Origin of the sequence: Fibrobacter sp. UWH9 (assembly GCF_900129715.1) — a bacterium.
In the GTDB taxonomy this organism is placed as follows: Bacteria; Fibrobacterota; Fibrobacteria; order Fibrobacterales; family Fibrobacteraceae; genus Fibrobacter.
In genome coordinates this window covers 23,237-39,980 of record NZ_FQWP01000004.1, presented here as the reverse complement: position 1 = coordinate 39,980, position 16,744 = coordinate 23,237, and the positions used below count along the sequence as shown (strand labels likewise).

General features: G+C 50.1%; 13 protein-coding genes. 5 read left to right on the top strand and 8 right to left on the bottom strand.

Annotated features, from left to right (window positions below; translation table 11 throughout):
* Positions 1 to 6: 6 nt before the first annotated feature.
* Positions 7 to 1,263 carry a zinc metalloprotease gene (locus tag BUB94_RS04715; protein WP_073156923.1) on the bottom strand — a complete coding sequence of 419 codons (1,257 nt, stop codon included), beginning with the start codon at positions 1,261 to 1,263 and terminating at the stop codon, positions 7 to 9.
* A gap of 184 nt (positions 1,264 to 1,447) precedes the next feature.
* On the opposite strand from BUB94_RS04715, the gene BUB94_RS04710 reads away from it, so the two are divergent.
* Positions 1,448 to 3,679, top strand: a complete 2,232-nt coding sequence (locus BUB94_RS04710) for a DNA internalization-related competence protein ComEC/Rec2 (RefSeq protein WP_249269299.1) — start codon at positions 1,448 to 1,450, stop codon at positions 3,677 to 3,679.
* Between the two features lies 1 nt (position 3,680).
* Here the strand turns inward: BUB94_RS04710 and BUB94_RS04705 are convergent, their stop codons facing one another.
* The gene (locus BUB94_RS04705; protein WP_073156929.1) at positions 3,681 to 4,388 is read right to left on the bottom strand and encodes a hypothetical protein; all 708 of its coding nucleotides are present in this window, start codon (positions 4,386 to 4,388) and stop codon (positions 3,681 to 3,683) included.
* 61 nt (positions 4,389 to 4,449) lie between these two features.
* Here BUB94_RS04705 and hisC point away from each other — a divergent pair, with 61 nt between their 5' ends.
* The 3 genes from hisC (at position 4,450) to BUB94_RS04690 (ending at position 7,604) form a co-directional block, all read left to right on the top strand.
* Positions 4,450 to 5,541 (top strand): histidinol-phosphate transaminase, encoded by a 1,092-nt coding sequence (hisC, locus tag BUB94_RS04700; RefSeq protein WP_073234642.1) that lies wholly within the window; start codon positions 4,450 to 4,452, stop codon positions 5,539 to 5,541.
* 114 nt (positions 5,542 to 5,655) lie between these two features.
* A complete protein-coding gene (locus BUB94_RS04695; protein ID WP_073156934.1) occupies positions 5,656 to 6,483 on the top strand; it encodes an inositol monophosphatase family protein in 828 nt (275 codons plus the stop codon).
* A gap of 224 nt (positions 6,484 to 6,707) precedes the next feature.
* A complete protein-coding gene (locus BUB94_RS04690) occupies positions 6,708 to 7,604 on the top strand; it encodes a hypothetical protein (protein ID WP_139260126.1) in 897 nt (298 codons plus the stop codon).
* Between the two features lie 130 nt (positions 7,605 to 7,734).
* Here BUB94_RS04690 and BUB94_RS04685 read toward each other — a convergent pair whose 3' ends face one another.
* On the bottom strand, positions 7,735 to 10,293 hold the full coding sequence (locus tag BUB94_RS04685) for an ATP-dependent Clp protease ATP-binding subunit (RefSeq protein ID WP_073234639.1): 2,559 nt from the start codon (positions 10,291 to 10,293) through the stop codon (positions 7,735 to 7,737).
* Positions 10,294 to 10,776: 483 nt separating this feature from the next.
* Here BUB94_RS04685 and BUB94_RS04680 point away from each other — a divergent pair, with 483 nt between their 5' ends.
* Positions 10,777 to 11,538, top strand: a complete 762-nt coding sequence (locus BUB94_RS04680) for a transporter (protein WP_073156943.1) — start codon at positions 10,777 to 10,779, stop codon at positions 11,536 to 11,538.
* A 67-nt stretch (positions 11,539 to 11,605) separates the two neighbouring features.
* On the opposite strand, the gene BUB94_RS04675 is transcribed toward BUB94_RS04680, so the two are convergent.
* From BUB94_RS04675 to BUB94_RS04655, 5 genes are all read right to left on the bottom strand, one after another.
* On the bottom strand, positions 11,606 to 13,006 hold the full coding sequence (locus tag BUB94_RS04675) for a TldD/PmbA family protein (RefSeq protein ID WP_073156945.1): 1,401 nt from the start codon (positions 13,004 to 13,006) through the stop codon (positions 11,606 to 11,608).
* Between the two features lie 47 nt (positions 13,007 to 13,053).
* On the bottom strand, positions 13,054 to 13,830 hold the full coding sequence (gene hisF / locus BUB94_RS04670) for an imidazole glycerol phosphate synthase subunit HisF (RefSeq protein WP_073234636.1): 777 nt from the start codon (positions 13,828 to 13,830) through the stop codon (positions 13,054 to 13,056).
* 171 nt (positions 13,831 to 14,001) lie between these two features.
* The gene (gene trxA, locus BUB94_RS04665; RefSeq protein ID WP_073156948.1) at positions 14,002 to 14,325 is read right to left on the bottom strand and encodes a thioredoxin; all 324 of its coding nucleotides are present in this window, start codon (positions 14,323 to 14,325) and stop codon (positions 14,002 to 14,004) included.
* 60 nt (positions 14,326 to 14,385) lie between these two features.
* Positions 14,386 to 15,057, bottom strand: coding sequence for a DUF3575 domain-containing protein (locus BUB94_RS04660; RefSeq protein WP_139260125.1), 672 nt, complete (start codon positions 15,055 to 15,057; stop codon positions 14,386 to 14,388).
* Positions 15,058 to 15,075: 18 nt separating this feature from the next.
* Positions 15,076 to 16,743, bottom strand: a complete 1,668-nt coding sequence (locus BUB94_RS04655; protein ID WP_073234631.1) for a PCMD domain-containing protein — start codon at positions 16,741 to 16,743, stop codon at positions 15,076 to 15,078.
* Position 16,744: the final 1 nt, after the last annotated feature.

Sequence of the window (16,744 nt, the reverse complement as noted above, 5' to 3'; positions counted from 1 at the left end):
AAAACCTTAATGAGGGAAAATCATCAAACTGGAACGAATGATTTCCAACTGTTCCTTCGAGAACTGGGAATACCTGACATCAGAAACAACAGGGTACATGAAGTTGTCTGCATCGGGACACTGCTCCAATGTGAAATTATAGTCAGCCTTCGCTTCGCGTCTCATCCTCATTCCAGGAATACGGAAGTCCACCTCACCTTCTGCAGATTCCTTCACTAAGCCACTGCGCTGAAGTTCCGGACAATAGGGTGTGTCCTCCAGACCGTCTTCGTAATTGGAGAAATCATAATAGGCACTCATATCCCTCATAGTAGAGGTCGTATGGCGAAGTCCAAAGAAGTGTCCGGTTTCGTGCAAGGCAGTTTCCACAATTTCATCCATAGTCAAAGGAACTGACGACCCGCGGCTTCGCGTATGCGTTCCAAGCAACACGGTGCTGCCTTCACCAGCTTCCATATTACCGCTAAAAAGATTCGAGAAGCCAACAACGCCATCACTATAGATTGAGTGAACCAGAATCAATTCCAGAGCCGATTCCATATCGGGCCAGCCAGTCAATTCGCAAAGCATGGTATCCCTTGAAGATCTTCCGGCAACCCACGGTTCATCAGCCGGATAATTCTTGCCCACCCAGGGGTGATCCTGGGCGTAGCTCACATACAGGGTATCGATGGTCACGCTGGAATAATACTTGCGGAACCTTTTCAGCAGTTCATCGGAAAATTCCTCAATGGTAAAACCATCCAAAGTCTCGGCCACATTTCCTACAGCCACCAAATTCAAGGACATGTGATCGGAGTAGGCTCCCTTTCCCTTAAATTCGACATTCCTTGTGGAGCCCTTATAAAATCCGCGGTTCATTTCCAGCGAGGTCGCCCATTGAGCCATATCATTTTCGTCGCAGGTAAACTTATACACAAAACGGCCATTACTTTCGGTAGCCGAAATCACGCGGACCTTGGAAGCATAATAGCTGTCCCCCTTTACATCAAGTCTAAAAAGTTGCAGCCTGGGAGCTTCGGTAGCCTCCCCCTTGTCAAAGGACAGTTCGTAGGTAGCCTTAGGATGAACAAGCAACCTGATACCGTGAGCCAACTGGGCATCCACAGAATCATTGTTGGCCTTGTCATTGGGGAACATCTGAAAGAACAATCCACTGTCGGGCAACAAGGTCACTTCGGTTTCCTCATCGGAATCGAAGATACAGCCCATCATGCCAAGGCAAACCGCCAGCATCCACAACAACAAGGATTTCTTCAACATATTTTTACAGAAATTTTTCATTTTCATAGGTTCCTAATTCCCCAAAGATACGTGTATAGAAAAAAGATAGAATTTTGGGAGAATTCAGCCAATGAAGCACTTTTCAACTAGTATAAAAAATGTTTTCTGCAATCTTCAAGACCTGTTAACAGGAATCCAGGGAAAACCGGCCCTATGGGGAGCCATGGTTTTCATCGTCACTTTGGTCACCTTCGACGCCCCCGTCTATGGAATTCCCCTACTGATTCTTTGTCCCTTTTTGATCCACGTTGCCTCCCGCCACTTGCAAAAGGCCTCCCTTGCGGCCCTGATTCTAGCCCTAATCAGCCACTACGCATTGCATAGCCCCATAAACCCGATTAAGTCCCAAGATGTTCCTCAACAGGGTTGCGGCATCGTCGAGACGATTCAAAAAAAATCCAGCGGTCTAGCCGTCATCATCAACAGCGGTTCTAACAAAATAAGACTCACCGAAAAACGGGACCTCCCCATTATGCCCATGGCCGGAGATTCCATTTGTTACGAAGCCAGCTGGTACCCAGTCAATCCGCCAACCGTTCCAGGTGCGTTTGATACACGGCAATGGCTGCAATCACAAGGATTAACCGCCTACGGAAAATTCAAGCACTGGGATGTCTATAGCCACCGACTAGTTCCCGAACGATACTTCTATAAATTCCGACAATGGATAGCCCGCAGATTCGCCGACTACCTGGACCCAGCCGAAACAGGACTCTTGCTCGGGCTACTTGCCGGCGACAAGAGCGGAATACCCGACGCCCTCCGCAGCGACTTTCAGAGGACGGGGCTTGTGCATGTGCTAGCCATCAGCGGATTCCATGTGGTACTGCTGGCAGGAATGCTCATGATTCTTTTGAAAGCAACAGGCCTCCCCCATCACATAGTGCGTCTGTTTGCGGTATTACTGCTATTGCTCTACATCCCTGTAACCGGAGGTTCTCCTGCCGTGCGACGGGCCGTCATCATGTTCTCGGTCCCTCTAATAGGAGCCACCTTCCAAAAGCAGCCCAACCCATTAAACAGTCTGGGAATCGCCCTATTCATCATCATGTTCCCGGAACCTGAAGTCATCTGGAATCCAGGCTTTCAGCTATCCGTGGCGGCTACGGCGGGCATCATCATTAGCGGCCCTCTAAATCCACTACAGGGTCTCCCCAAGAAACTGACCAAGAACAAACTATGGGCATTTTTTCAAGGAGCCATACTGGAACCTACCTACGTCACCTTTTGCGCCACCCTTTCTACAGCCCCCTTTCTCATCCATCATTTCAAGACTTTGTCGCCCGTTGCCTGGTTCGGAAACATCGTCGTTGTGCCAGCCATTTCCATGGGTATGCAGGCTGGCCTATTTGCCTTGCTATCGCCCCTCGATATTTTAAGGCAAAACTTCTGCTATGCCGCCAAATTCTTTTTGCGTCTGGCCACCCTGTTAACGCGATTACTGTCCGACTCTTCGGAAGCCTCCGCCACGGTGGGCCCCTTCGGCCCTGCGTTACTCCTTCTGCTGGGGCTGGTGATACTGCTGGCCCCTGCCGCAAAAAAGAACCGCCTTGTCCAGAGATTTTACCTGACGAGCCTTCTCGTATTTTGCGGAACATTCGCCTACGGAAATTTCATAAAGGCTAGCGTTCCCAATTGGCAATTAACCACCCTAGATATAGGCCAAGGCGACAGCCACCTGCTTACAACTCCATCCCAAAAACATTTCCTCATCGACGCCGGTGACGGAACCCAGAACACCATCGTCCCCTACCTGCACCACATCGGAGTTTCCCGCCTCGACGCCTTTATCATCACCCACCCGGATCTGGACCACTACGGCGGAGCCCTTTCCCTGATCAAGACATTCCCTGTAAAAGAATTGTGGATTACGGATTGTGCCCGCATAGAAGACAAGTCTAACTGGCAAAAATTCATTCAGGAAGCATACAGCCGAGGCATAATCATTCGGGATATGGAACGTGGATTGCTATGGAAAGAACATCTTTTCCAGATTGAAATTCTTCATCCGGTTACCCGCCGGTGTGTCGACGTAAACACCCAGAGCATCACACTGCGGGCCAAGGGATTGGGACACTCCGCCCTACTTACAGGCGATCTGACTATTGCAGGAGAAAAGGAAATCATGAACACAGATATGTACATAAAAAGTGATGTCCTGAAATTAGGACATCACGGATCAAAAACGTCTAGCAGTCGAGTCTTTCTGCAAAAGGTGCAACCCCAGTTAGCTATTGTTTCTAGCGGGCGACACAACCGCTTTCGCCACCCCAGCAAGCAGGTCATCCAACGGCTAGATTCCCTTGGAATACCTTACGTGAATACCGCCGAAAAAGGGACCATCCACATTTTATTTTCAAGGGAAGGCGTGCAGACAAGCACCATGCTAGAATAAATTACAGCGAAGTCAAAACGTAGAGGGCAATGCTCTTCTGGTCGTTATTGGATTCCTGCAATACGCCGATATCGAATTCTACGCGGACTCTAGCACCACCTAGAGCCAACTCCATCTTGGGGATGATATCCAGCATGAAGTCATCCTTGAGGTAGCCCACGCTACCCGAGGAATTCACCTCGATCATCAAGAGGAAGGACTTTCCAAAATGCAAAGTGGGAATGGTTCCTACGGCGAATTTCACATAGCCGTCTTCGCCAGTTACACCCTTCAGAAAACCTGCACGGGCCTCATAACCATTGGAGAAATTCTTGGCGATGAAATATTCCTTGCCATAAGTCAGCACCAAGGCTCCACCGTTATCACGGTTCAAGCCGAAGTAGCCGTCAATTTCAAAAAAGGCTCCGTTAAAACGGTAGCGGGTACCGAAGTCTACGGAAGTTTCCACATTGTCCAGCTGATTGTAAGTGTACACATCCAGCTTGGCACCGATATCCCAGTCCTTGGCCAGCTGACCCATGATGTTCACGGGGAACAGCACATTGCTGCCAAAATCAGAACGCAGGCCAACACCGGCGGCGAACTTGGGAGACGGTCTGAAATCAGGGCCATAAGTATAGCGCATGTTCCAGATACGGTCCAGGGCGAAACTGTTAGCTGCAAACATTGCAACCACAAAGGCGAAAATGGCAAGACGTAAATTTCTCATACTGCCCAAAGTTAGCTAAATTTTATCCAGCCTTTTGTAGGCTCATTCAAAAGAGGATATTATGATCGATCCGCGTCCCGAACTTTCTAAGCTTTCTGACTACGTCCCTGGCAAGTCCATGGATGAAATTCGTGCCAAGTACGGCCTTACCGAAGTGGTAAAGCTGGCTTCCAACGAAAACCCCCTCGGCCCTTCCCCCAAGGCTAAGGAAGCCTACCTGAAGATCGTGGACACACTGCATCTTTACCCTCGTGGTGACGCTCCCACCCTGATTAACGCCCTTGCCGAATTTTACGGTGTCAAGACCAGCCAGTTGGTGCTGGGTAACGGTTCCGACGAAATCATCGACATGGTGGGCAAGGCATTTATCCGTCAGGGCGACAACTGCGTGGGCATCACTCCCACCTTCAGCGTCTACAAGTTTACCACCCTCTCCAACGGTGCTGATTTCATTGGCGTTGGTGAAGGCGAAGAAAAGACCGACTTGAATAAGTTGGCCGCTGCCATTAATGAAAAGACCCGCGTGGCCTTTATCTGCAGCCCCAATAACCCCACCGGCGTTTACTACACAGGCGCTGAACTGAAGGAATTCCTGGATAAGGTTCCTTCCAACGTCATGGTGTTCCTTGACGAAGCCTACGCTGAATTCGCCACCGCTGAAGATTACCCTCGCATGTTCGAAATGATCGCGAAGTACCCCAACCTGCTTATCAACCGCACCTTCAGCAAGATCTACGGTCTGGCAGGCATCCGTCTGGGTTACGCCATCTCCAGCGAACAGGTCATCAAGGCCATGTGGAAGATCAAGCCGCCTTTCGACATTAACCTGGCCGCCCAGGCTGCAGCCATTGCCGCCCTCGGCGACAAGGAACACGTGGAACGTACCCGCCAGCTGAACGCCGACGGCATCAAGGTCCTGAAGCCCTTCTTCGAAGGTCTCGGTTTCAAGGTGCTGCCCACCCAAGGCAACTTCATCTGCGTCCACATCGGCCCTAAGGCAAAAGAAATGGTGCAGTTCCTGGAAGAAAACGGCATGATTATCCGCGGCCTCACCAGCTTCGGTTTGCCGGAACACGTCCGCATTACCTTGGGCAAGCCTGAAGAAAACCAGTTCTTGATGGATCTTGTTAAGAAGTGGACAAAACAGGTATGAGGGCGCAGCGGCGCTGCTTTGAGGTATGAGGGCGCGACTTCGTCGCTTTGAGGTGTCATCCTGAACGACCCTATATGTCATCCTGAACGAAGTGAAGGATCCAGAGAGGTTACAATGAGCGCAACAAAAGAAAATCTTGATTTGTTAAACATTGCCCTGAAGGCTGCCGAACTGGCTCAGGGTAACATCCTAAAGTATTTCCAGAACGATGTTGGCGTGGAATGGAAAGCAGACAAGACTCCTGTGACCATCGCCGACAAGAGCACCGAAGAACTTTGCCGCGAATTCTGGGCAAAGGAAACTCCGGGCTTCGGCGTCATTGGTGAAGAATTTGGAATCGAAAGTCCCGATGCAGAATACCAGTGGGTCATCGATCCCATCGACGGCACCAAGGCATTCATCCACGGCGTGCCTCTGTTCGGTACCTTGATTGCACTATACCGTCGCGGCGAAGCAATCGCCAGCCTTATCCGCATCCCGGCCATGAACACCGCTGTTTGGGCCGTGAAGGATGGCGGCGCATTCCTCGGTAGCAGCGCACAGGACTGCCGCGTCTCCAAGTGTTCCAAGGTGGAAAAACTTTCCGACGCCCTGGTTCTTTCCGGCACCGTCAACACCATGGAAACTGCAGGCTATGGCGAACAGTACGCAAACGTCCGTCGCGCAGCCCGTCTCCACCGCGGTTGGGGCGACTGCTACGGTTACTACCTGGTAGCCGCAGGCCGCGCCGAACTGATGATCGACCCCATCGTTTCCCTCTGGGACATCGCCCCGTATCCTCTGCTTTTCTCTGAGGCAGGTGGCAAGTTCAGCATGCTGGACGGCAGAACCGAACTGTTCGATGCCAACGGCAAGCCCGTCGCCCCCATTTACGAAGGCTACACCAGCTTCGCATCCAATGGACTCATCCACAACGAAGTTGCAGGGTATTTCAAGAAGTAATATCAAAGCCGTAGATTACGGCAAAACAGGTTAGAAGGAGACAACAAATGAAGTTCACAAAAATTACAACTGCAATTTTTACAGTTGCATTAACTGCTTTATCCTTAATCGCATGTGGCGACGACAGTTCCGGGACTGCAGCCTCAAACAATCCGTTTTCACCTACTGGCGGATATGTTTATCAGCTTTCCGTCGACGAAGCATCCAGAACACTTATTGTTTCCATGTCACGAGAAGTCGGCGACTGCGCCCTTGTAGATGGGGAACCACAATGGCTCAACGGAGGCTTAAAAGTTCATGCAGATACCAATACGTACGAAATCAAGGGAGATACTTTGATCCTCCACACCTTTAAGACCTATGATGACGAAGTTTACGATCGCAAAAACTTTCTTATTGGCAAAAACAATGGTCGCCTATATGGTACTTGGGAAGCGCTTCTTTGCGATGATGACGATGACGACGGAGTGCAAGAGTGCAGCCTCTCACCTTACGCCACAGAAACAATCACTTTCACCCAATCAACAGCCACTGTCAACTTTAGTTTAAGAGAAAATGCTGATTTCACAAAAACGGATCTAGCCTACTACATTGTACAGGCTCTCTACAATGGTTCCGGTTTCCACGAAATCTACGCCAGCGATTTTGACGATCAGGATCAGGGAGGCCCGGAGTTCGACGTTTTCCTGCAAGAAAACAACATTACGTATCAAAAAGTAAGCAACAAGCAAGCGAACTTCACCATTAACGGCCAAGTCTACACCTTTAGCCTCACCTCTGCAGAAGAATCAATGGAATCAAGGCTGGTAGAAGCAACCGTAACCACGCTTTCCTCCACTTGCTACCTAAAAGATTTAAAAGAACAGATTACCAGGGAAACCTGCAATAGTCGCGACATCTACGACATGAGCGGGTTCCACGAATGCGGCATTGAATACGAACCAGACAGCATTGTTTACAACCAACTCATTCACGAAAACCACCTTACGAACATCGATGAATTCCGTGAATGCATTCGTAGTATTGCTCAACAGCCAAGTTCAAACATTCCCCTTCTGTATAAAAGAGCAGCTAAGGAGTCAAGGCATTCCAAGAAAAATTCCTGGTTTGCAAAATTCTAATCTAGCCTGCAACAACACAACGCAATTTGTATAAAAAACAGCCTCGGAGAAATCCGGGGCTGTTCTTGTACCAGACTTTCGTCCAGCGCTTTGGGGTTAGGAGGAATTTTTTGCGGCGTTCCGCGACGCTTTACTTCACAGTAAACACGCCGTTTTCGTAGTCGATGACCACCGGCTTTGTTGCGCTTACGGTGCCAGCAAGGATTGCGTGACTCAGAGGGCGTTCTACATTGCGTTCAATGAAACGCTGAATAGGACGTGCACCGAATTCCGGCTGGTAAGCGCCATCCGCAATGGCATCCAAGGCTGCATCGGACAGAGTCAGTTCCAGGCCCTGGCGGGCGGCACGCTTTGCAAGGCCAGCGAACTTCAGCTTTACAATGTCGCGGATCTGAGGCTTGGTAAGACTCTGGAACACCAGGGTTTCATCCAGACGGTTCAGGAATTCCGGACGGAAGAAAGCATGAAGGTCGGCTTCAATGTCGGCAACCGTCACCGGCGCCGTATTGCCAGAGGCCAAGCGTTCGCGGAACTTTTCAGCACCCAGGTTAGACGTCATCAAGATCAGGGTGTTCTTGAAGTTCACCGTGCGGCCCTTACCATCAGTCAAACGACCGTCATCAAGAACCTGCAGCAAGGTGTTGAACACATCGGGATGAGCCTTCTCGATTTCGTCCAGCAAGATGACGCAATAAGGCTTGGTACGAACGGCTTCCGTCAGCTGGCCGCCTTCTTCGTAGCCCACATATCCCGGAGGCGCACCGATCAAACGGCTTACCGTATGCTTTTCCATGTATTCGCTCATGTCGATTCGGACCAGAGCGTTTTCATCATCGAAAAGTTCCACAGCCAAAGCCTTGGCCAGTTCCGTCTTGCCGACGCCTGTGGGGCCCAGGAACAGGAAGCTGCCAATAGGAGCGTTCTCGCGGCTCAATCCGCTACGGTTTCTCAAGATAGCTTCAGACACCGCTTCCACAGCATCATCCTGGCCAATCACGCGAGCGTGCAGGCGTTCATCCAAATGCAACAACTTGGACTTTTCACCTTCGCAAAGCTTGGTTACGGGAACGCCAGTCCAGCGGCTCACCACCATAGAGATGGTATCTTCCGTCACCTCTTCGCTCAGGTCATCGCCTGTGGTAGACTTTGCGATGGCAGCAGACTTTTCCGCGATTTCCTTTTCCAGGTTCACGATCTTATTGTACTTCAGTTCTGCAGCACGGTTCAAGTCGTAGCGGGCTTCGGCCTGTTCCATTTCGGTACGGGCATCTGCCAGAGATTTCTTCAAGTCACGAATTTCAGCGAAGGCGGCACGACGATCCTGCCAGCGTTCCTGCATAGCCTTCACGGCAGCAGCAGTCACAGCCAAATCTTCACGCAGTTCCTTCAAGCGCTTTACGGAATTGTCATCCGTTTCCTTCGCCAGAGCCTGCTCCTCGATCTTCATCTGCAGTTCCTTACGCTGCAAAGTATCCAGAGCTTCCGGCACCGTATCCATCTGAGTTTTCACCAAACTTGCGGCTTCGTCAATCAGGTCGATAGCCTTATCCGGCAAGAATCGGTCACTGATGTAACGGTTAGAAAGTTTCACTGCAGCCACCAAGGCATTATCATGCAGACGCACGCCGTGGTGAGCATCGAAACCATCCTTAATTCCACGGAGGATAGAGATTGCCTCTTCTTCCGTAGGTTCATCAACTTGCACCGGCTGGAAACGACGTTCCAAAGCGGAATCCTTCTCGATGTACTTACGGTATTCCTGGGTGGTGGTAGCGCCAATGCAGTGCAGTTCACCACGAGCCAGCTTGGGCTTCAGCATGTTACCCAAATCCATGGAGCCCTCGGTCTTGCCGGCACCCACAATGGTATGGATTTCGTCAATGAACAGAAGAGTATTTCCGTCTTCTTCAAGGGCGTCCAGAACAGATTTCAGACGTTCCTCGAAATCGCCGCGGTACTTTGCGCCAGCCATCAGGGCGGACAAATCCAGGGCGAAAAGTTTCTTGCCCTTCAATGCGTCAGGCACATCGCCGCGATAAATTCGCTCGGCGAGCCCTTCGACGATAGCGGTCTTACCCACGCCAGGTTCACCAACGAGGCAGGGGTTGTTTTTCGTCTTTCGGCTAAGGATCAAGATTACACGACGGATTTCCTCTTCACGGCCAATCACCGGCGAAAGGCGACCATCGGCAGCCATTTCAACCAGCTCACGACCATACAACTTCAGCGGGGACTGTTCCTCGGCATTGGCTGCCCCGGCAAAGGGATCGGAGAGCCAAGTTTCCACCACTTCCACGGAACCCAAGGCGTCTTCAAAAACCTTGGCAATGCCGCGGTCCCCCGCAAACTTCATCAAGGCCACCAGCATATCGCCAGGAGTCACCATACGGTTCACCTGACGGGCCGACTGCACGGCAGCACGCAAAACACGATTCAAGTCGCTATCCGGGCCCACATCCGGATTCGCCCCTTCCACACGGGGCACCTTCTGCACGAAAGGCTCCAGACGACCACGCAAATCCTGGGTCTTCGCGTTCTTGGACTTATACAGCTTTTTCAGGGTCGCATCAGGGCCTTCTACCAGACCCACGGCCAAATGGGCACATCCCAGGTAAGAATGGGAATTACGGTCCATCAAACTCTGGGCCTTGGCCAAAACCTTTTCTGCATCATTATTAAAATCAGACATATTTGCCTCCGCCACAAGGGCGCTTTTCTTTATTAACGCCCCACTTTATGCAATTGTCATGCCAAGACCGTCTTTTTATGGATTTACCGCAAAAAAACACCGCAAACGGTAAAAAAAGGCTTTTTTTTCATAAAAAAAGCCCCTATTTCGTTTAAAAAAGAACATTTTTCATCTCAAAAAGAACCGCCAGAACGTCCAAATTTGCGACATACACCCTCCAACACCCTCCCAAAAGGAGCGCTCCCATTGTAAAGTGTTGTAAAACCCAACAACGGCAAATCACCTTGGACTATTCCCACTTGGACCAAACAAATCTATCTTAAGGATACAAAACCAAACATCCCATACACCAACAACGGCGCTCCTTTGGGGGGGCGCCGCTTGTTTTTTGGGGGTCTAAAAAAAATTTGAGTTTATTGGTCTGCGCCCCCCCCCCTTTTTGTATATTACCGCCCGTAATTTTTTACAACAAGGAGAACAAATATGCTCAAAAAAATCGCACTCACCGGAATTTTCGCAGCCTCGGCAACCTTCGCCTCCTGGGATCTGTTCCCGGTGCTCCCCAAAAATCAAGGCGAAGCTCATACAGGTCTCGCTTACAACGAAACAAATTACGCCAGCTGCCTCACCATGTTCGCTGGCGCACGATTTTCCGTCATTCAAAACTTGGAATTAGGGGTAATGGTTCCGTTCCGCTTCTACACAGAACTGCATGGAACCGAAATGGACGATGTCAATGGTTTAGGAAACATCGAAGCTTCGATTCGATACCAGTTCATCCCTAAAATGAACGCTTTCTTCGACGTAGCTATCCCCGTTGGCGATGATTCTTACAACGTTGAAGACGAATGGACGCTGAAAGGAGGCTTTCAATTCTCCTCAATCTTAACCCCCACGGTCAACTTCGGGTCGGAACTTGGCGTCCAGTATGAAACAGAAGGTGAGAAGAACTATTCGGAATTAGCCGCTAACATTTCAGCAGAACTGGATTTTACCGTTGTACCCCACTACACGCCCTATATCCGTTCTACAGTTTCCTTTATCATCGGAATCTATGACGATAGCGGTTTTGATTCCTTTCTTGGCAAAAACACCCCAGTCGGAACCTGGATTACCGTGGGTTCCAAGTTTGACATCACCGAATGGCTGAACCTAGACGCCTCCTACGGAGTTGGCATCGGCGACCACCTTTATGGTCCCAACCGTCCTAAAACTTATGGCCTAGGCTTAAACTTCCGTTTCTAAGTCACAAGGTTTAAAGCAAAGGCGCTCCTTTCGGGGCGCCTCTTTTATTTTCTAACAGAAGATAAAATCACCTTCCGCCAACCAGGATCTGGTCCACCTTGATGGACGGTTGACCGACGGTTACGGGGATATGGCCGGAACTTGCGCCGCAGACACCGGCAGCCAATTCCAAGTCAGAACCCACCATGCTGATCTTAGGCATAATTTCGTGCCCCTTGCCAATAAGGGCCGCGCCACGGACCGGTTCGCAAATCTTGCCATCGCGAATGATGTAGCCTTCGTCAACAGCGAAGTTGAATTCACCGGTGGCCGGGTTTACGGAACCGCCAGCCATACGGGCGGCATACAGACCATAATCCACGCTGGAAATCATATCGTCCAGGGAATCCTTGCCCGGGGCGATAAAGGTATTGCGCATACGGCTAACGGGAGCGTACTTGTAGCTTTCGCGGCGAGCACTTCCGGTAAGTCCGATGCCCACTTCCTTAGCACCCACACGGTCAGACATGTAGGTTTTGAGAATACCGTTTTCGATGAGGGTGGTGCGCTGTGCGGGAGTGCCTTCGTCGTCAATTTTCAGGCTACCCCAGACACCATCCAAGGTGCCGTCGTCAATGGCGGTAAGGCAGGGCTGACCAATAGCCGTTCCCAACTTTCCGCAGAAGGGGCTGGCGTTGCGTCGTACCGATTCCGTTTCCAGCGGATGGCCGCAAGCTTCGTGGAAGATTACACCGCCAAAGCCGTTGCCCATGACTACAGGCATCTGGCCGCCGGGAATGTAGCCGGCAGTCAACATGCGAAGCACTCGTTCGCCAGCGGAGTTGGCCATTTCTTCGGGAGAGTAATTGGCCAGCAGTTCATAACCACCAATGGCGCCCGGACGTTCTGCAGATGTCAAGCGTTCAGATCCATCTGCTGCAGTGACGCTTACACTTAGGCGCAAGTGGCTGCGGTCCATTTCCACATTCAGACCTTCGCTGTTCAACAAATTAATGTGGGTGCAGTCATCAGTTACGCCAACGGTCACCTGAACAATCTTGTCGGAAATGCCGCGGGCAGTCTTGTCGGCACGGAACAGAAAATCCTGTTTGACAGCCTGGCCCAAAACTCGAGGATCCTGGAAGGCGGCGGCGTTGTAATCGCAGACGCGCTTTGCAGGAGCAAATTCAAAAGGCTTTGCAGCAGAACCTTCACCACCATTCATGGCGGCAATGCGACCAAAAGCCAAGGTCTTTACCAAGTTCACCAAGGCTTCTTCGGAATCGTCGCTGGTAAAACCATAGAGGACTTCGGTACCATACAGCAAACGGATGCCGATACCGTAATCTGTACCTGCCGTAGCCGTTTCAATCTTACTGTCCTTAAGTCCCAGGCTAGAGCTTCGAGTTTCTTCTTCAAAAATTTCTACAAAGTCTGCACCGGCGCTTCGGCCAGCCTCAAAAATCTTAACAGCTACAGACGGATTCATAAAACCTCAAAAAAACGCGACAACCCCTAGAGGTGCCGCGTCAAAAATTACTTGTTGCGAACGGGAACGCCACCCTTGCGCATGGCATCCTTGATGCCCGGCACAGTGTAGTCGCCAAAATGAACCATGGAAGCCACCAAGGCGGCATCGGCGCTGGTCTTATTGAACAGGTCCACAATATGGTCGGGAGTACCGGCACCACCGCTGGCAATCACGGGAACCTGGACAGCCTTGGCCACCTGGTCGGTAATGTTCAGTTCGTAGCCCTGCTTGACACCGTCGGTATCAATTGCATTCAGGCAAATTTCGCCAACGCCCAGCTCTTCAGCCTTCTTGGCCCATTCTACGGCATCGAGACCCATAGGCTGACGGCCGCCACGAATGTACACTTCATAACCGCTGGGGAACTTTTCAGAAACACCCACAAACTTCGCATCCATACCCAGCACGATGCACTGGCGGCCAAAGGCCTTTGCACCTTCTGCAATGATTTCGGAATGGAGGACAGCCAAGCTGTTAACACTCACCTTTTCGGCACCGGCCAGCAATGCCTGATGCATGTCTTCCAGATTGCGGATACCGCCACCTACAGCAAAGGGGATAAATACGCGCTTTGCAATCTGACGGATCATTTCCATGTCGCAGGGGCGGTTTTCGGCGCTGGCGGTAATATCGTAGAACACCAGTTCATCGACGCCTTCGTCACTATAGCGGGCACCCATCTCCACCGGATCACCGATATCGATATTACCCTTGAACTTAACACCCTTCGTCACCTTACGGTCACGGACATCCAAACAGACAATCAAACGTTTTGTGAGCATGACGCAAATGTAGAAAAAGGTACGAGGAATGAGGCATGGGCAGTGAGCGGTGAGCAGCCAGTTGCGAGCTAAAGTCAGGCAACTCCGGCGCGATTGCATCCAGCGCTTTCGATAAAAAAAATCCACCCTTCAAAAAGGCGGATTTTTTGAAAATCTGTGTAAGAATCGCTATTAGAGGTTACGGTCGATAACAGCCTTGACGGTGTTCTTAGGCACTGCGCCAACAACGTTGCCCACTTCGACGCCGTTCTTGAACAGCTTCATGTTGGGGATGTTAGTAATGCCAAAACGAGCGCAAATGTCGTTCACGCCGGCATCATCTACGTTAATCTTTGCGATGATAGCCTTGCCGTCATATTCGGCAGCCAGTTCATCAACAATAGGGCCCATCATCATGCAGGGGCGGCACCAGGTAGCCCAAAAATCAACGAACACCAACTGACCAGAACTGATCACTTCATCAAAATTTTCTGCAGTAAGAGCTAAAGCAGCCATGACAATCTCCAATTTACATCTGTAAAGATAATAAAATCAGCCTAATTTGAGGATATATAACTAGAAAGTAAACCCAATTGTGTAATTTACATCAAAATCTACGCCCACAGAAGATACTTCTTCCAGGTCATCGCGGTACTTTTTGCTCAAATAAGTGTTGGTATAGGTGGCACCGATATCAAAGGAAGAGGTAAAATGGCCCCAAATGGTCTTATTACCCACATACATGGCAAGACCCAGGCTATTTCCGGTTTCCTTAACGTCCTTGCTCCTCTTGTCTTCGTAGTCGCGTTCCACCTTTGCGTATTCATAAATGGCATGAATAGCCGTGTACATTCCCAGATGGCCGCGGTTGAAGTAATAGCGGAAACCTTCAGAAATACCAAAGACATTCACATCAAAATCAATCTTCCTGCGATTTTCGTCTTCGCCATCCCAGCTCTTGGTTTTGAAGTAAGGGCGAGTAATAATGGATGCATTGGAATTGATGTTACCTTCCAAGGTTAGCATCAGTGGCAGATAATCCTTGAAGAGGGGGTAAAAAATCAGGGACACCGGATGCACAGAAATGGCAAAAATGGGTTCACTGCTAGCAACATGATTGATCGTCACATTAGGAGTCGCAGGAGCGGGAGCACCGGAAGTATACTTGGAGGGATCGTCCACTACCTGGGCAAAGCTTGCAGAAACAAGAGCACCCAACATAACCAAAGCCAAGAAAGTCTTTTTCATTTCGTCCTCTTAAAAACGTTAGTAATAATAGAAACGTATCTCGTCTACAACAAGTGTAGCTCCCACCTTTCCCTTGTAATAATTGCCGTTAGCGCTAGATGCCATGACCGCCCTGAGGTGGGTCACAGCCATATCGCCGTCATAGCCATTCAGATGGTTATCAATGCCGCTGGAATTTTCCAGGTCATCCTTAAAAGTGTTGGAATTATGGATAGGAGAATCTTCATAAGGTTCGCCATACTTAAACTTCAAGCGCAAGGTCTTAAAACCGTTTTCCTTTTCGACGATGGAAACCACATCGGGATTGGGGCGGCCAGAATTGTCATCTGAGGCAGAACGGTACCAGGCAGAAGCCACCAACGTATTTACATCGCTAGAGGTGCGGTACTGATTCTTTCCCTCATTTGCAGTGGCAGTACGATTTTCCAGGAAGAAGTAAATGTCGCAGCTGTCGCCCTTGCCTTCATAGGTAAAGTCTACTTCTACATACTGCGGACGACCTTCAAAAGGCCTACCGAAATCAATCAGTTCATTTCCGTCGGGATATTTGCTCAACATGCTCGTTGCGCCAACGCCCTTAGGATTAAAGTAGCCTGTAAAGATATTTCCGCTGGCAAACTGTCCAATGAGAATCTTCGCATCCATGGACTCCATCTTGGCAGCCTTTCCACCAGCCACATCCAAAGGAGAAGTCATGTTGAAGCCGGAGGTGTTTCCATTAGACCAGTCAGATGCAACATACTTGTTCCAGGAATCAAAAGAACTATTGGGGAACTGATAGCCAGCAACAATTCGGTATTCCTGTTCGGTCTTGCCGTTGGAGACTGTAGCAATCACCCCCTGGGCCAGGTTGTATTCGCCGTCATTTTCTACTCCAGAAATTTCGGCTCCTTCAGACAAGGTAATATCGCTAATTTTAACGCTAGACAATCCCGAGGCGTAGTCCAAATCATCATAGTGGATTCTGAAGGAGACCTTGCCGTCGCTGACGGAGCTATCAATGATCGCCTCGTTCCCGCCAATCTTCATAGACAGAATTCGCGGTGCATCCGGTTTCGATTCAGGGAATTCTTCGGCGGAGCCGAGATTTTCGCCAGAATCCTGAGCCTTGGAACTGCTGGACTTCACTTCATCCTGCTTGTCGTCAGACTTATCATCAGACTTGGCACTGCTGGAAGACTTGGCCGAACTAGAAGAAGATTTGCCCTTGTCATCAGTAACGGCTTCTACGCCAGGAATGGTAAAGCTAATCTGCCAAATGGAGGCGTCCCCATTTTCGGCCACCACAGCCACATAAACCGCAAGGCTAGAGGGAATGCGGATTTTGTCGCCAGAGCGCAGACGTTCGCTGGAATAAGAAACTTCGTGAGCCAGAGAATCCAATCCGGCGGAATCCGACGGAAATTCCTTGAACTTGCTATTGACCAAGTGCAATGTCGCCATGGAACTGATATCCAGAACATCCACCGCCACGGAGTCCCAGGATTCACCTTCTTCGGGAGCGACAAGTTTCACCTTGATCTTATGTTCGTCGGCATAGACCGACACGGAACCATCTTGACCTTCAAAGGTCAGTTCGTTAAGAGTCTTGTAGCCCGATGTTCCAAAGGTATCGTAGTCGGCAGTGCAGGCTACAAAAGACATAAAAACGGTTAAGAACGCAAGGAGTGAAATCAGACCTTTCATG

Coding starts and splice junctions, on each gene's coding strand:
- BUB94_RS04715 (WP_073156923.1), bottom strand. CDS start 1,263: ATGTTGAAGAAATCCTTGTTGTTGTGGATGCTGGCGGTTTGCCTTGGC.
- BUB94_RS04710 (WP_249269299.1), top strand. CDS start 1,448: ATGGTTTTCATCGTCACTTTGGTCACCTTCGACGCCCCCGTCTATGGA.
- BUB94_RS04705 (WP_073156929.1), bottom strand. CDS start 4,388: ATGAGAAATTTACGTCTTGCCATTTTCGCCTTTGTGGTTGCAATGTTT.
- hisC (WP_073234642.1), top strand. CDS start 4,450: ATGATCGATCCGCGTCCCGAACTTTCTAAGCTTTCTGACTACGTCCCT.
- BUB94_RS04695 (WP_073156934.1), top strand. CDS start 5,656: ATGAGCGCAACAAAAGAAAATCTTGATTTGTTAAACATTGCCCTGAAG.
- BUB94_RS04690 (WP_139260126.1), top strand. CDS start 6,708: ATGTCACGAGAAGTCGGCGACTGCGCCCTTGTAGATGGGGAACCACAA.
- BUB94_RS04685 (WP_073234639.1), bottom strand. CDS start 10,293: ATGTCTGATTTTAATAATGATGCAGAAAAGGTTTTGGCCAAGGCCCAG.
- BUB94_RS04680 (WP_073156943.1), top strand. CDS start 10,777: ATGCTCAAAAAAATCGCACTCACCGGAATTTTCGCAGCCTCGGCAACC.
- BUB94_RS04675 (WP_073156945.1), bottom strand. CDS start 13,006: ATGAATCCGTCTGTAGCTGTTAAGATTTTTGAGGCTGGCCGAAGCGCC.
- hisF (WP_073234636.1), bottom strand. CDS start 13,830: ATGCTCACAAAACGTTTGATTGTCTGTTTGGATGTCCGTGACCGTAAG.
- trxA (WP_073156948.1), bottom strand. CDS start 14,325: ATGGCTGCTTTAGCTCTTACTGCAGAAAATTTTGATGAAGTGATCAGT.
- BUB94_RS04660 (WP_139260125.1), bottom strand. CDS start 15,057: ATGAAAAAGACTTTCTTGGCTTTGGTTATGTTGGGTGCTCTTGTTTCT.
- BUB94_RS04655 (WP_073234631.1), bottom strand. CDS start 16,743: ATGAAAGGTCTGATTTCACTCCTTGCGTTCTTAACCGTTTTTATGTCT.